This is a genomic window from Streptomyces sp. P5F9, from assembly GCF_057961495.1.
The window spans coordinates 22,362-35,544 of sequence record NZ_JBXVPZ010000047.1; the positions used below are offsets into that span (position 1 = coordinate 22,362).

Consider the following 13,183-nt stretch of genomic DNA (forward strand, 5'->3'; position numbering starts at 1 on the left):
AGGGTTCCGGATCATTGAAGATCGTTCAGGAGAGGCGCCTTTCATGCCGATGACCGCTCGTGACTACACCTGGCTGTTCACGCCGGGCAGCGAGTTCAGGGAGGACGAGACCGGCACGGTCGGCGTGATCCACCTCGTCGACGGCGGCCGACTCTGGCTCCCCACCGGCCAGGTGGTCGCCTGCGACCCCTTCGTCGGCCTCGGCCAGGGCGAGGCCGAACCCTTCACGGTCGCCGTGACCCCCGGCCACTACCGGGTCGAGGCGGCCGTCGCCACCCTCACCCAGCCCGACCAACTCCCGTCCGACGACCCCCACTTGCGCGTGGCCGCCGCCCGCCTGGTCATACGGGACGAGCCCACCGCCGCCTGGGAACTGGCCCTCCAGCCCGGCCAGGACCTCGCCGAACTCACGGAGGACGAGTTCTACGGCTACGGAGTCGACGCCGGCACGGGCGCGTTCTACGACGCGTCGGTCGACGGCTCCTTCCCGGAGTGCGTGGCGGACGAGGGCCCGCTGTGGGACGCCTTCGAGCAGAACAAGTGGGCCCCGGGACCCCACCTGATCACCGCCCCCGACACCGGGCACAACCTGATCGCCTTCACCTCCGGCTGGGGCGACGGCGCCTACCCCACCTGGATCGGCCGTACGGCGGCCGGTGAAGTCACCTGCTTCGTCACGGACTTCTTCGTCGTCCCCGAGTGAGGGCGGGCCGGGGGCAGACGCGCCCCCGGGTCCCGGGTTACCGTCGGATCATGACCATTCGGGCCGTTGTCTGGGACGTCGACGACACCTTGTTCGACTACACGGGCGCGGACCGCGCGGCCATGCGCGAGCACCTGCTGGCCGAAGGCCTGGCCGACGGCCACGCGAGCCTGGCGGACGCCCTGGAGCGCTGGCGGGTGGCCACCGAGTTCCACTGGGCGCGCTTCTCCGCAGGCGAGGTCTCCTTCGAGGGACAGCGGCTGGACCGCGTCCGGCTGTTCCTGGACCGGGAGTTGACCGACGCCGAGGCCGAGGACTGGTTCCAGCGCTACAAGGCCCACTACGAGACCGCCTGGGCCCTCTTCCCGGACGTCCTGCCCGCCCTGGACGCGCTCGCGGCCACCCACCGGCACGCCGTCCTGTCCAACTCCAGCCTCATCGTCCAGGACCGCAAACTGCGCGCCCTCGGTGTCCACGACCGCTTCGAGGCCGTCCTGTGCGCGGCCGAGCTGGGTGTCTCCAAACCCGAGGCCGGCGCCTTCCTCGCGGCCTGCGAGGCGCTGGCACTGCCCCCGCACGAGGTGGCGTATGTCGGAGATCACCCCGAGATCGACTGGCGCGGTGCCGCGGACGCCGGACTGCTGTCCGTGTGGATCGACCGCCGCGGTGGGCACGCCCCTGGTGAGGCCCTCGCGGGGCGGCACCGGATCGCCTCGCTCGCCGAACTCCCCGCGCTCCTCGGCGCTGATACCCGTTTTGGAGCCCCGTCCACCTTCGGGTAATGTTCTTCCTGCGCCGCCGGAGAACAGACCGAAAGGTCGGCTACCTGGGGGCGAACGCTAGAACAAGATCCCGACAGGGATTGCGTCTTAGTGGCCTATGGTGTAATTGGCAGCACGACGGTTTCTGGTTCCGTTAGTCTAGGTTCGAGTCCTGGTAGGCCAGCTCGCAGAGCTCATCTGCAACCGCAGAGGTCAACTCTGCAAAGCCCCCGTTGTGTAGCGGCCTAGCACGCTGCCCTCTCACGGCAGTAGCGCCGGTTCGAATCCGGTCGGGGGTACAGATCCTTCCCAGGAAGGTGGTCCGGGTCGCACCCGCCACCTCTCATGCAGGATCGCTAGGGCCCCCGTTGTGTAGCGGCCTAGCACGCTGCCCTCTCACGGCAGTAGCGCCGGTTCGAATCCGGTCGGGGGTACGTACAGCAGAGCCCCTCCACTTCGGTGGAGGGGCTTTCGCGTTGTCCGCCCCGCCCGGTGCGCCAACTCGCCGTGGTTCACCAGGAGTTGGGGGACCGGACATGACGAAGGGCCTGCCGCGGCGTTGAGGCAGGCCCTCCTTGAGATGTTCCCGGCGGATCAGCCCGTGCGGCGCAGGGCCTCGGAGAGGCGGGCGGCGGCGTCGATGACCGCCTGGGCGTGCATACGGCCCGGGTGGCGCGTCAGGCGCTCGATGGGGCCGGAGACGGACACGGCGGCCACCACGCGGTTCGAGGGGCCGCGCACCGGCGCGGAGACGGACGCGACGCCCGGCTCGCGCTCGCCGATCGACTGGGCCCAGCCCCGGCGCCGTACGCCCGAGAGGGCCGTGGCCGTGAAGCGGGCGCCCTGGAGGCCGCGGTGCAGGCGCTCCGGCTCCTCCCAGGCCATCAGGATCTGCGCGGACGAACCGGCTTTCATCGTGAGCGTCGAGCCGACCGGGACCGTGTCCCGCAGTCCGGACAGGCGTTCCGCCGCGGCGACGCAGATGCGCATGTCGCCCTGGCGGCGGTAGAGCTGCGCGCTCTCGCCCGTGATGTCCCGCAGATGCGTGAGCACCGGGCCCGCCGTGGCGAGCAGGCGGTCCTCGCCGGCGGCCGCGGCCAGCTCGGCGAGACGGGGGCCGAGAATGAACCGGCCCTGCATGTCGCGCGCCACCATGCGGTGGTGTTCCAAGGCCACGGCCAGCCGGTGTGCCGTGGGTCGTGCCAGCCCGGTCGCCGCGACCAGACCCGCGAGGGTGGCCGGACCGGACTCCAGGGCGCCCAGGACAAGGGCTGCCTTGTCCAGGACGCCGACGCCGCTACTGTTGTCCATGAAACGATACTCACGTCTCACTCTGTGAAACGCAAGTTCCTTTTTTCGTGAGACGCGCAACTCTTGTAGGCACAGCGGCCCGCGTACCAAACGGGCCAGGCGGCGGCTGCCCGTGAACCAGGGGTGCGAGCGCCGTCTCCTCAAAGATCTCTAGTTGGGCCGGCGCTGTCTTGCCGGCCGGAGGGAAAGCGATGGGTAGGACACTCGCGGAGAAGGTCTGGGACGACCATGTCGTCCGGCGCGCCGAGGGCGAGCCCGACCTCCTCTTCATCGATCTGCACCTGCTGCACGAGGTGACCAGCCCGCAGGCCTTCGACGGTCTCCGCCAGGCCGGGCGTCCCGTGCGGCGCCTCGACCTCACCATCGCCACCGAGGATCACAACACCCCGACCCTCGACATCGACAAGCCCATCGCGGACCCGGTCTCCCGGGCCCAGCTGGAGACGCTGCGCAAGAACTGCGCGGACTTCGGCGTGCGCCTGCACTCCCTGGGCGACGTCGAGCAGGGCGTCGTCCACGTCGTAGGCCCGCAGCTGGGGCTGACCCAGCCCGGTACCACGGTCGTGTGCGGTGACTCCCACACCTCCACGCACGGCGCCTTCGGGGCGCTGGCGTTCGGCATTGGCACCTCTCAGGTGGAGCATGTGCTGGCCACCCAGACGCTCCCGCTGGCCCGCCCGAAGACCATGGCCATCACGGTCGACGGCGAACTCCCCGACGGCGTCACCGCCAAGGACCTGATCCTCGCCATCATCGCGAAGATCGGCACCGGCGGCGGCCAGGGCTACATCCTTGAATACCGCGGCTCCGCCATCGAGAAACTCTCGATGGAAGCCCGCATGACCATCTGCAACATGTCGATCGAGGCCGGCGCCCGCGCGGGCATGATCGCCCCCGACGAGACCACCTTCGAGTACATCAAGGGCCGCGCCCACGCCCCCGAGGGCGACGACTGGGACGCCGCCGTCGCGTACTGGAAGACCCTGAAGACCGACGCGGACGCGGAATTCGACGCCGAGGTCGTCATCGACGGTCCCTCGCTGGCGCCGTTCGTCACCTGGGGCACCAACCCCGGTCAGGGCGCGCCGCTTTCGGCGTCCGTCCCCGACCCGGCTTCGTACGAAGACGCTTCGGAGCGCTTCGCCGCCGAAAAGGCCCTGGAATACATGGGGTTGGAGGCCGGCCAGCCGCTGCGCGACATCAAGGTCGACACCGTCTTCGTAGGTTCGTGCACCAACGGCCGTATCGAGGACCTGCGTGCGGCCGCCGCGATCGTCGAGGGACGCAAAGTCGCCGACGGTGTACGGATGCTGGTCGTCCCGGGCTCCGCCCGCGTCGGTCTCCAGGCCGTCTCCGAGGGCCTGGACGTCGTGTTCAAGGAGGCCGGCGCCGAATGGCGGCACGCGGGCTGCTCGATGTGTCTGGGCATGAACCCGGACCAGTTGGCACCCGGTGAGCGCTCCGCGTCCACCTCCAACCGCAACTTCGAGGGCAGGCAGGGCAAGGGCGGCCGTACGCACCTCGTCTCGCCGCAGGTCGCCGCCGCGACCGCCGTGCTGGGCCACCTGGCCTCGCCCGCCGACCTGTCCGACGCCCCTGTGCCCGCTGGAGTCTGAGAGTCATGGAAGCATTCACCACGCACACCGGCCGGGCCGTTCCGCTGCGCCGCAGCAACGTGGACACCGACCAGATCATCCCCGCCCACTGGCTCAAGAAGGTGACCAGGGACGGCTTCGAGGACGGGCTCTTCGAGGCCTGGCGCAAGGACGAGAACTTCATCCTCAACCGCCCCGAGCGCAAGGGCGCGACGGTCCTGGTGGCCGGCCCCGACTTCGGCACCGGCTCCTCGCGTGAGCACGCCGTGTGGGCGCTGCAGAACTACGGCTTCAAGGCCGTCGTCTCCTCCCGGTTCGCCGACATCTTCCGCGGCAACTCGCTGAAGAACGGCCTGCTCACGGTGGTTCTGGAGCAGAAGATCGTGGACGCGCTGCAGGACCTCACCGAGAAGGACCCGCAGGCCGAGGTCACGGTCGACCTGGAGGCCCGCGAGGTGCGCGCCGAAGGCATCACCGCCGCCTTCGAACTCGACGAGAACGCCCGCTGGCGGCTGCTGAACGGCCTGGACGACATCTCCATCACCCTCCAGAACGAGGGCGACATCGTCACGTACGAGGCCAAGCGCCCCTCGTACAAGCCGAGGACGGTCCAGGTCTGACCCGAAGGACCTCACGAGGCCTTCCCCGAGTCGAGATTCGGCCACGCGACACCCCGTCTGTACCCCCGATCGCCACGATTGGGGGTACAGCCATGTCTGCACCCGAACGGCCCTGCGCGCCTGCAACGCTTTGCTCAACTCCCTGTGTTAGACAGGGTGTTGACGGGGTAGGCGCAGCTTTGAGCCAAGGCTGCCGCCGGGCTCCGGAACGCTGTTTGAGGCACCAGTTGCTACCCCCGCAGGCGACAACTCGCCCCAGATGGCACAATCTGTGCATGGAACACGACGGCCAACTCAAGCTCTATGCGGCAGTCGCGGACCAACTCAAGGAAGCGCACACAAGGGTGCGCGCACTGCAAGTCCCGGAGGGCGTACGGATGGCGCTGGCCCGGAAGCTGCTGGTCATTACGGCCGCGGCCAAGCACGATCTCGCCGACGCGACAAGGCGGCTGGACCGGTTCACAGAGGACCTCGACGCGGGTCGATTCCCGGAAGAGGAACGCTGAAACAAGTCCAGGACAGCCGAGTTCGTTGCGGCGCACGGGTGATTAGCCCGTTTCGTGTTTGATTTGCGGTATATATCTGCCTAACGTGCGAAAAAGCCGGAGCAGTTTCGTTCCGGCAATGTCTCCGAAGGGGAAGACGTGAACAAGGCGCAGCTCGTAGAAGCGATTGCGGACAAGGTCGGTGGCCGTCAGCAGGCCGCCGAGGCGGTCGACGCGGTTCTGGACGCAGTCGTCCGTGCCGTCGTCAATGGGGACCGTGTTTCGGTCACCGGCTTCGGTTCGTTCGAGAAGGTCGACCGTCCGGCCCGTTACGCCCGCAACCCCCAGACGGGCGAGCGGGTTCGGGTCAAGAAGACCTCCGTGCCGCGCTTCCGCGCGGGCCAGGGTTTCAAGGACCTGGTGAGCGGCTCGAAGAAGCTCCCGCGCGGCGGCGAGGTCGCCGTCAAGAAGGCGCCCAAGGGCAGCCTGAGCGGCACCGCTTCGGCGACGGTCAAGAAGGCCGCGGCCAAGAAGACCACCGCCAAGAGGGCGACGGCGGCCGCGAAGAAGACCGTGGCGAAGAAGACGGTCGCCAAGAAGACCACGGCCACCGCGAAGAAGGCCACGGCCAAGAAGGCCACCGCCAAGAAGACCACGGCGACGGCCAAGAAGACGGCGGCCAAGAAGGCCACCGGCACCGCCAAGAAGGCGACGGCCAAGAAGGCCCCCGCCAAGAAGTCGGCGACGCGCAAGACCACCGCCAAGAAGGCCACCACCCGCTAGTCACGGGGCGCAGGGCACTCACGCGCCGGGCCGGACTCCCTCTGGGAGTCCGGCCCGCGGCGTGTTCAGGAGCGTACGGAAGGGGGCCGTACGGAAAAGGGCGTTCAGAAGGTCTGCAGCGTCACCAGCGTGACCCTGAGGCCGTCCTCGGGCCCCTCGGTCTCGATCCGCACCCGCTGTCCGGGCCGGAGCAGCCGCAGCCCGCCCGCGTCGAACGCGGCGGCGTCGAAGGACACCGGGGTGCCGTCGTCGAGCAGCACACTTCCGGTACGGGTCCCGGCGTCGTAGGTGTAAGCGGTCGCCTGCATGGGCGCAGCCTACTGCCGGTCACTGCCCCGGAATCAGCAGCCCCGCCGCCGCTGCCGCCGTGCGCGGCCCCACCCCGAGGGCCAGCGCCGCCCGCAGGTCCTCGCCGGTGTCCACGTCCTGTCGTACGGAATCCACCGCGTCCAGGGTGAGTTCGTTCGCCCCCGAGGCGCGATGGCGGGCGCGGGAATCCGTGCCGAAAGCCGGGCGCAATTCGCGGCCCTCTCGCGCGGTGAGCAACGTGGTGCCGATTGCGGCCGCGTCCGGGAGAAAAGCGCGCGGGAATTCGGCGGCCGCGTCCAGGACCCGGGCCAATTCCGCGGGGCGCAGAGCCGGCAGATCGGCGTTCAGGGCCGCGACGGCGCTTTCGGGGCGGGAAACCCGCACGACCCCCGCCGCGTGCCGCAGCGCGGCGTTCAGGCCGCCTCCCGGCTCGTCGGCGACGATACGGGCGCCCAGCGCGGCCAGTTCGCGGCCGGCCAGGGCGTCGTCCGTGACGACCGCCACATCGCGGACCGCCGGGCAGGCCAGCGCGGCCGCCACGGTGTCCTGCGCGAAGGCGAGGGCCAGGCCCGGGCGCAGCCCGTCGCCCGCGGTGTCCGAGAGCCTGCTCTTGGCGCGCGCCAGAGGCTTCAGGGGGATGACCAAGGTCCACTGCACGGGCGTTCCGCCCCTCTCTTGTCGCGGCCATTGTCACCCGGAGCCCCTGGCGGTGTCGGTGCCGGGGCGTACGGTGTTCTCGACAGACCGACGGCCTGGGGCGACACTTGTGCGGCCCCCCAGGTCCAAGAGGAAGGTGTTCGCGTGCCCCGCCGCAGAATCGGGTTCTGGTACCGCTTCGCAGCGGTCCTCTGCAAACCTCCGCTGGTGGTTCTGATCAAGCGGGACTGGGGCGGAATGGAGCACATTCCGGCCGAGGGCGGGTTTATCACCGCGGTGAACCACAATTCACAAGTGGACCCCTTCGCATACGGACACTTTCAGTACAACACCGGACGTGTTCCGCGATTCCTGGCGAAGAGCAGCCTTTTCAGGAAGGGATTCGTCGGTGCCGCGATGCGCGGCACCGGACAGATCCCCGTCTATCGCGAGACCACGGACGCGTTGAGTGCCTTCCGCGCCGCGATCGAAGCCGTGGAGCGCGGTGAGTGCGTCGCGTTCTATCCCGAGGGCACCATCACCCGGGACCCCGGCCAATGGCCCATGGCCGCCAAGACCGGTGCCGCGCGAGTGGCCCTGCAGACCCAGTGCCCGGTGATTCCCGTAGCGCAATGGGGCGCCAACGAGTTGCTCCCGCCGTACGCCAAGAAGTTGCACGTCTTTCCGCGCAAGACCAGCCACGTGCTCGCGGGCCCGCCGGTGGACCTCACGCGGTTCTACGGCAAGGAGATGAGCCCGGACCTCCTCAAGGAGGCGACCGAGGTCATCATGGCCGACATCACCCGCCTGTTGGAGCAGATCCGCGGCGCGAAGGCACCCGAGGTGCCCTACGACCCGCGCCGCGAGCGGATCGAGCAGCGGCGCCGGACGGCCGCGGAGACACAGGAGTTGGAGGCTCAGGCCCAGGCGGCACTTGAGTCGAAGGTCGAGCAGGAAGAGGGGCAGGGCACGTGAGCAAGCCGGTCAAGGCGGCTGTCTTCAGCGCCGGTTCGTGGGGCACGGCTTTCGGCATGGTGCTCGCCGACGCGGGGTGCGAGGTCACGCTCTGGGCGCGACGCGCGGAGGTCGCCGAGGCCATCAACTCCACGCGTACGAACCCCGATTACTTCCCCGGCGTGGAACTACCGGAGAACCTGCGGGCCACCACCGACGCCGCCGAGGCCGCCGCCGACGCCGACTTCACCGTCCTGTCAGTCCCTTCACAGACGCTGCGCGCCAACTTGGCCGACTGGGCACCCCTGTTGGCGCCCGACACGATCCTCGTCTCGCTCATGAAGGGCGTCGAGCTCGGCTCCGTCATGCGGATGAGCGAGGTCATCGAGGACGTCGCCAAGGTCGGCCGGGACCGGATCGCCGTGGTCTCCGGGCCCAACCTCGCGCGGGAGATCGCCTCCCGGATGCCGGCCGCCGCGGTGGTCGCCTGCACCGACGAGGCCGTCGCCCGCCGGCTCCAAACCGCTTGCCACACGCCGTACTTCAGGCCGTACACCATCACCGACGTCGTGGGTTGCGAGCTCGGCGGCGCGGTGAAGAACGTGATCGGGCTCGCCGTCGGCATCGCGGACGGCATGGGGCTCGGGGACAACGCGAAGGGCTCGCTCATCACCCGCGGTCTCGTCGAGACGACGCGGCTCGGGCTCGCGATGGGCGCGGACCCGCTGACGTTCTCCGGACTCGCGGGCCTGGGCGACCTGGTGGCGACCTGCTCCTCGCCGCTGTCGCGCAACCACACCTTCGGCACCAACCTCGGCAAGGGCATGACCCTCCAGGAGACCATCGCGGTCACCAAACAGACCGCCGAGGGCGTCAAGTCCTGTGAGTCCGTACTGGATTTGGCCCGTCGGCACGATGTCGACATGCCCATCACGGAGACGGTGTTCGAGATCGTGCACGAGGGGAAGTCGCCGGTGGTCGCGGTGAAGGAGCTCATGTCGCGCAGCGCTAAGCCGGAACGCCGATGAGCGCTCCGCTGGGTGGGGGGTGTCTTGTGCCGTCGGGTGACTGCTGCGCCGTCGTGGCTTGTCGCGCAGTTCCCCGCGCCCCTTACGGGGCGCTGCGCGAACCGCCTGCCGTCAACGGACGCTGACTCAAAGCACTACCACCGGGTACTCTCATCGCGATATGAGCACCGAGAACCTCTCCCAGAGCCCTGAGCAGCCGCCTCGCAAGCCGCGTGTGGCCGTCGTGTTCGGCGGTCGCAGCTCCGAACACGGGATCTCCGTGGTCACCGCCGGCGCCGTCCTCGCGGCCATCGACCGGACCAAGTACGACGTCCTGCCGATCGGCATCACCCGCGAAGGCCGCTGGGCCCTGACCGCCGACGCCCCGGAGCGGATGGCGATCACCGACCGCCGCACCCCGGACGTCGACGAACTCGCCGAGTCGAGCGAGGGCGGCGTGGTGCTCCCGCTCGACCCCGGGAACCGTGAAGTCGTCGTCAGCGAGCCGGGATCCGTGCCCAAGGCCCTCGGCGAGGTCGACGTCGTCTTCCCCGTCCTGCACGGCCCCTACGGCGAGGACGGCACCCTGCAGGGACTCCTGGAGCTGTCCGGTGTGCCGTACGTGGGCGCGGGTGTGCTCGCCTCGGCCGTCGGCCAGGACAAGGAGTACATGAAGCGGGTGTTCACCTCGTTCGGCCTCAAGGTCGGCCCCTACGTGGTGATCCGGCCGCGCGAGTGGCAGCGGGACGAGTCCGCCGCGCGCAAGAAGATCGTCGACTTCGCGGGTGAGCACGGCTGGCCGCTGTTCGTGAAGCCCGCGCGCGCGGGGTCGTCGATCGGCATCACCAAGGTCGACGACCTGTCCGGCCTCGACGAGGCGATCGAGGAGGCGCAGCGGCACGACCCGAAGATCCTCGTGGAGGCCGCGCTGCGCGGCCGCGAGATCGAGTGCGGGGTCCTGGAGTTCGAGGACGGACCGCGCGCGAGTGTGCCCGCCGAGATTCCGCCGCCCCAGGAGCACGCGTACTACGACTTCGAGGCGAAGTACATCGACTCGACCCCGGGTATCGTGCCCGCCCCGCTGACGCCGGAGGAGACCGCCGAGGTCCAGCGGCTCGCGGTGGACGCCTTCGACGCGGCCTCCTGCGAGGGGCTCGTGCGGGCGGACTTCTTCCTTACCGAAGACGGCGAGTTCGTCATCAACGAGATCAACACGATGCCCGGGTTCACGCCGATCTCGATGTACCCGCAGATGTGGCAGGCCAGCGGCGTCCCCTACGGGGAGTTGGTGGACCTGCTGGTGCAGGCGGCGCTGCGCCGTTCGACGGGGCTTCGCTGAGACAGTCAGTCGGAGATCCCCGCGGGGATCGCCTTCTTGACGGATTTCGCGAGGTCGACCAGGGGCGCCATGCCGTCTCCGGTGCGGTCCTTCGGGATGGTCACCTCCACGTAGGCCTTCCGCAGCGTCGTGGTGAAGCGGAAGGAGCCGTCGTCCTCCTTCTGGAGGAGCCAGCCGACGCCGTTCACCTCGACGCCGTCGGCCTCCGGGTCGTTCATCTTGGCGGGTCTGACGACACCGCAGCGCAGTATGATCGCCGGGTTCCCCCAGCCCGCGGTCAGTGCGGACGCGGGCTCGGGATCCCGGCGGCCCTGGTCGTCGACCTTCGACGGCAGCACCTTGTCCAGGTTCTGGCACAGCCCGGTGACCTTCGCGCCCGGCGAGGGAACCGCCGCCGACGCGCTGTCGTCTGCTGAGGAGCAGCCCGCGACGGTGATCAGCGCGGCGAGCACGGACAGCCCGATGACAGAACGGTGCCGGTGACGGAGAGAGTTCACCGGCCAAGGGTAGACGGGGGCTACAGATGCACCACCGGGCAGGTCAGGGTGCGGGTGATGCCGTCCACTTGCTGGACTTTGGCGACCACCATGCGGCCGAGGTCGTCGACCGTGTCGGCCTGGGCCCGCACGATCACGTCGTACGGTCCTGTCACGTCCTCGGCCTGGATCACTCCAGGGATCTTGCTGATCGTTTCGGCGACGGTCGACGCCTTGCCGACCTCCGTCTGGATCAGGATGTACGCCTGTACCACGGAACCTCCAGGGCGGCCACGAGGATCATGTGGGGAAAAGGAACGCCACGGTATCGCGTCGCCGCTCGCCGCGGGGAGACCCGCGGTGGCCCGACACGACTTGGCCCCCGTGCTGGGGCGCGGGCACGACTGAAGTCGACGGTCACCTCGACCGTACCGAGCACACCGACGGCTCGCGACCGGGCGCTGCCGTCACGAGAAGAGGACGAACGATGAAGGGCACCGTCGGTGAGTTGGGGGAGTTCGGGCTCATCAGGGAGCTCACTTCCCGGCTCACCACCACCCCCGCGGTCCGGGTCGGCCCCGGCGACGACGCCGCGGTCGTGGCCGCGCCCGACCGCAGGGTCGTGGCGAGCACCGACATCCTGCTGGAGGGCCGCCACTTCCGCCGCGACTGGTCCACGGCCTACGACGTCGGACGCAAGGCCGCCGCACAGAACCTGGCGGACATCGCCGCCATGGGCGCCGTACCGACCGCGCTGCTCCTCGGCCTGGTCGTACCGGCCGAACTCCCGGTCACCTGGCCCATGGAGCTGATGGACGGCCTGCGCGACGAGTGCCAGGTCGCGGGTGCCTCGGTGGTCGGCGGCGATGTCGTACGAGGCGACACGATCATGGTGTCGATCACCGCGCTCGGCGATCTGCGCGGCCGCGAGCCGGTCACCCGGGGCGGCGCGCAGCCCGGTGACGTGGTCGCCGTGACGGGCTGGCTGGGCTGGTCAGCGGCCGGGTTCGCGGTGCTGTCGCGGGGCTTCCGCTCGCCGCGCGCGTTCGTGGAGGCGCACCGGCGCCCCGAGCCGCCGTACCACGCGGGTCCGGCGGCGGCCGGGCTCGGCGCCACCTCGATGTGCGACGTGAGCGACGGGCTGATCGCCGACCTCGGGCACATCGCGGAGGCCAGCAAGGTCCGCATCGACATCCGGTCGGGCGCGATCGACGTCCCGACGCAGATGAACGACATCGGGCAGGCCGTCGGCGTCGACCCCATCCAGTGGGTGCTCACCGGGGGAGAGGACCACGCGATCGTGGCGACCTTCGCGCCGGACGTGAAGCTGCCGGCCCGCTGGAAGGTCATCGGCGAGGTCCTCAACCCGTCCGCACTGCCCCAGGTGACGGTCGACGGGGCGCCGTGGACCAGCAAGGGCGGCTGGGACCACTTCGGGGACATCGAGTCGTGAAGCCGCTGGTGCTGACCGTGGCCGGCTCCGACTCCGGTGGAGGGGCGGGAATCCAGGCCGACTTGAAGACCATGCTCGCGCTCGGCGTGCACGGCATGAGCGTCGTCACGGCGGTCACCGCGCAGAACTCCCTCGGCGTGCAAGGCGCTTGGGAGCTTCCGGCGGAGGCGGTGCGCGCCCAGTATCGCAGCGTGGTCGACGACATCGGCGTCCAGGCCGTGAAGACCGGGATGCTCGCGTCGGCCGAACTCGTCGAGACGGTCGCGGGGTTGATCGGCGGCACGGACGTCCCTACGGTCGTCGACCCTGTGGGCATCTCGAAGCACGGGGACCCACTGCTGGCGGACTCCGCGCTGGACGCCGTACGGACGAAGCTGTTGCCGGTGGCGACGGTCGCGACGCCGAATCTCGACGAGGTGGCGCAACTCACCGGCGTACGGGTCGACTCGGAGGACCAACTGCGCGAGGCCGCGGCTGCGGTGCTGGCGTACGGGCCGCGTTGGGTGTTGATCAAGGGTGGTCATCTGCCGGGTGACGCCGTGGATCTGCTCACCGACGGTTCTGAGGAGCACTGGCTGCGTGCGCCCCGGCACGACAACCGGCACACCCACGGGACCGGCTGCACGCTCGCCTCGGCGATCGCGTCGCAGCTCGCCAAGGGGCAGTCGGTGCCGGAGGCCGTGGCGGTGGCGAAGGACTACGTCACCGGGGCGATCGCGGCGGGGTTCGCGCTCGGTGGGGGGATCGGGCC

At 69.7% G+C, this 13,183-nt stretch carries 16 protein-coding genes and 3 tRNA genes; 14 read left to right on the forward strand and 5 right to left on the reverse strand.

The window, feature by feature from the left end; translation table 11 throughout:
* Positions 1-43 precede the first annotated feature (43 nt).
* The 5 genes from AC31A1_RS11250 to AC31A1_RS11270 all read left to right on the forward strand — a co-directional run bounded on the left by AC31A1_RS11250 (position 44) and on the right by AC31A1_RS11270 (position 1,898).
* Positions 44-703: a DUF4241 domain-containing protein gene (locus AC31A1_RS11250; protein WP_489653136.1), complete on the forward strand. Its 660-nt coding sequence runs from the start codon at positions 44-46 to the stop codon at positions 701-703.
* Positions 704-753: 50 nt separating this feature from the next.
* Positions 754-1,485 carry an HAD family hydrolase gene (locus AC31A1_RS11255; RefSeq protein ID WP_489653137.1) on the forward strand — a complete coding sequence of 244 codons (732 nt, stop codon included), beginning with the start codon at positions 754-756 and terminating at the stop codon, positions 1,483-1,485.
* A 91-nt stretch (positions 1,486-1,576) separates the two neighbouring features.
* Positions 1,577-1,648: transfer RNA gene (locus AC31A1_RS11260), tRNA-Gln, on the forward strand.
* 42 nt (positions 1,649-1,690) lie between these two features.
* Positions 1,691-1,763, forward strand: a tRNA-Glu gene (locus AC31A1_RS11265).
* Positions 1,764-1,825: 62 nt separating this feature from the next.
* A tRNA-Glu gene (locus AC31A1_RS11270) sits at positions 1,826-1,898 on the forward strand.
* Between the two features lie 160 nt (positions 1,899-2,058).
* On the opposite strand, the gene ndgR is transcribed toward AC31A1_RS11270, so the two are convergent.
* Entirely contained in the window at positions 2,059-2,775 is a 717-nt protein-coding gene (gene ndgR / locus AC31A1_RS11275) for an IclR family transcriptional regulator NdgR (protein ID WP_019068721.1), read from the reverse strand.
* Positions 2,776-2,966: 191 nt separating this feature from the next.
* On the opposite strand from ndgR, the gene leuC reads away from it, so the two are divergent.
* The 4 genes from leuC to AC31A1_RS11295 all read left to right on the forward strand — a co-directional run bounded on the left by leuC (position 2,967) and on the right by AC31A1_RS11295 (position 6,258).
* Complete coding sequence (gene leuC / locus AC31A1_RS11280) at positions 2,967-4,391, forward strand: 3-isopropylmalate dehydratase large subunit (protein WP_489653138.1); 1,425 nt, start codon at positions 2,967-2,969, stop codon at positions 4,389-4,391.
* A gap of 5 nt (positions 4,392-4,396) precedes the next feature.
* Positions 4,397-4,990 carry a 3-isopropylmalate dehydratase small subunit gene (gene leuD, locus AC31A1_RS11285; RefSeq protein WP_489653139.1) on the forward strand — a complete coding sequence of 198 codons (594 nt, stop codon included), beginning with the start codon at positions 4,397-4,399 and terminating at the stop codon, positions 4,988-4,990.
* A 275-nt stretch (positions 4,991-5,265) separates the two neighbouring features.
* Positions 5,266-5,496, forward strand: a complete 231-nt coding sequence (locus AC31A1_RS11290; RefSeq protein WP_033282690.1) for an SCO5555 family protein — start codon at positions 5,266-5,268, stop codon at positions 5,494-5,496.
* 138 nt (positions 5,497-5,634) lie between these two features.
* Positions 5,635-6,258 carry an HU family DNA-binding protein gene (locus AC31A1_RS11295; protein WP_318019046.1) on the forward strand — a complete coding sequence of 208 codons (624 nt, stop codon included), beginning with the start codon at positions 5,635-5,637 and terminating at the stop codon, positions 6,256-6,258.
* A gap of 104 nt (positions 6,259-6,362) precedes the next feature.
* Here the strand turns inward: AC31A1_RS11295 and AC31A1_RS11300 are convergent, their stop codons facing one another.
* Complete coding sequence (locus AC31A1_RS11300) at positions 6,363-6,566, reverse strand: hypothetical protein (RefSeq protein ID WP_327401063.1); 204 nt, start codon at positions 6,564-6,566, stop codon at positions 6,363-6,365.
* Positions 6,567-6,585: 19 nt separating this feature from the next.
* Positions 6,586-7,224, reverse strand: coding sequence for a 2-phospho-L-lactate guanylyltransferase (cofC, locus tag AC31A1_RS11305; protein WP_399387511.1), 639 nt, complete (start codon positions 7,222-7,224; stop codon positions 6,586-6,588).
* Positions 7,225-7,368: 144 nt separating this feature from the next.
* On the opposite strand from cofC, the gene AC31A1_RS11310 reads away from it, so the two are divergent.
* The 3 genes from AC31A1_RS11310 (at position 7,369) to AC31A1_RS11320 (ending at position 10,503) form a co-directional block, all read left to right on the forward strand.
* Positions 7,369-8,178: a lysophospholipid acyltransferase family protein gene (locus AC31A1_RS11310; RefSeq protein WP_489653140.1), complete on the forward strand. Its 810-nt coding sequence runs from the start codon at positions 7,369-7,371 to the stop codon at positions 8,176-8,178.
* Positions 8,175-9,185, forward strand: coding sequence for an NAD(P)H-dependent glycerol-3-phosphate dehydrogenase (locus AC31A1_RS11315; RefSeq protein WP_489653141.1), 1,011 nt, complete (start codon positions 8,175-8,177; stop codon positions 9,183-9,185). The genes AC31A1_RS11310 and AC31A1_RS11315 overlap by 4 nt, the downstream gene beginning before the upstream one ends.
* A gap of 160 nt (positions 9,186-9,345) precedes the next feature.
* Complete coding sequence (locus AC31A1_RS11320) at positions 9,346-10,503, forward strand: D-alanine--D-alanine ligase family protein (RefSeq protein WP_366490164.1); 1,158 nt, start codon at positions 9,346-9,348, stop codon at positions 10,501-10,503.
* 5 nt (positions 10,504-10,508) lie between these two features.
* On the opposite strand, the gene AC31A1_RS11325 is transcribed toward AC31A1_RS11320, so the two are convergent.
* Together AC31A1_RS11325 and AC31A1_RS11330 are read right to left on the reverse strand one after the other, a co-directional pair.
* Positions 10,509-11,000 carry a DUF3515 domain-containing protein gene (locus tag AC31A1_RS11325; RefSeq protein ID WP_489653142.1) on the reverse strand — a complete coding sequence of 164 codons (492 nt, stop codon included), beginning with the start codon at positions 10,998-11,000 and terminating at the stop codon, positions 10,509-10,511.
* A 20-nt stretch (positions 11,001-11,020) separates the two neighbouring features.
* The gene (locus tag AC31A1_RS11330; RefSeq protein WP_003997603.1) at positions 11,021-11,254 is read right to left on the reverse strand and encodes an Lrp/AsnC family transcriptional regulator; all 234 of its coding nucleotides are present in this window, start codon (positions 11,252-11,254) and stop codon (positions 11,021-11,023) included.
* A 212-nt stretch (positions 11,255-11,466) separates the two neighbouring features.
* Here AC31A1_RS11330 and AC31A1_RS11335 point away from each other — a divergent pair, with 212 nt between their 5' ends.
* Together AC31A1_RS11335 and thiD are read left to right on the forward strand one after the other, a co-directional pair.
* Positions 11,467-12,432: a thiamine-phosphate kinase gene (locus AC31A1_RS11335; RefSeq protein WP_019058663.1), complete on the forward strand. Its 966-nt coding sequence runs from the start codon at positions 11,467-11,469 to the stop codon at positions 12,430-12,432.
* Positions 12,429-13,183 (forward strand): bifunctional hydroxymethylpyrimidine kinase/phosphomethylpyrimidine kinase (thiD, locus tag AC31A1_RS11340; protein WP_489653143.1); only part of this gene is annotated, 755 nt, incomplete at its 3' end. The genes AC31A1_RS11335 and thiD, both read left to right, overlap by 4 nt.

What these genes read in the sequence shown, in the direction of transcription:
- AC31A1_RS11250 (WP_489653136.1), top strand. Translation starts at nt 44, where the DNA reads ATGCCGATGACCGCTCGTGACTACACCTGGCTGTTCACGCCGGGCAGC.
- AC31A1_RS11255 (WP_489653137.1), top strand. Translation starts at nt 754, where the DNA reads ATGACCATTCGGGCCGTTGTCTGGGACGTCGACGACACCTTGTTCGAC.
- ndgR (WP_019068721.1), bottom strand. Translation starts at nt 2,775, where the DNA reads ATGGACAACAGTAGCGGCGTCGGCGTCCTGGACAAGGCAGCCCTTGTC.
- leuC (WP_489653138.1), top strand. Translation starts at nt 2,967, where the DNA reads ATGGGTAGGACACTCGCGGAGAAGGTCTGGGACGACCATGTCGTCCGG.
- leuD (WP_489653139.1), top strand. Translation starts at nt 4,397, where the DNA reads ATGGAAGCATTCACCACGCACACCGGCCGGGCCGTTCCGCTGCGCCGC.
- AC31A1_RS11290 (WP_033282690.1), top strand. Translation starts at nt 5,266, where the DNA reads ATGGAACACGACGGCCAACTCAAGCTCTATGCGGCAGTCGCGGACCAA.
- AC31A1_RS11300 (WP_327401063.1), bottom strand. Translation starts at nt 6,566, where the DNA reads ATGCAGGCGACCGCTTACACCTACGACGCCGGGACCCGTACCGGAAGT.
- AC31A1_RS11320 (WP_366490164.1), top strand. Translation starts at nt 9,346, where the DNA reads ATGAGCACCGAGAACCTCTCCCAGAGCCCTGAGCAGCCGCCTCGCAAG.
- AC31A1_RS11335 (WP_019058663.1), top strand. Translation starts at nt 11,467, where the DNA reads ATGAAGGGCACCGTCGGTGAGTTGGGGGAGTTCGGGCTCATCAGGGAG.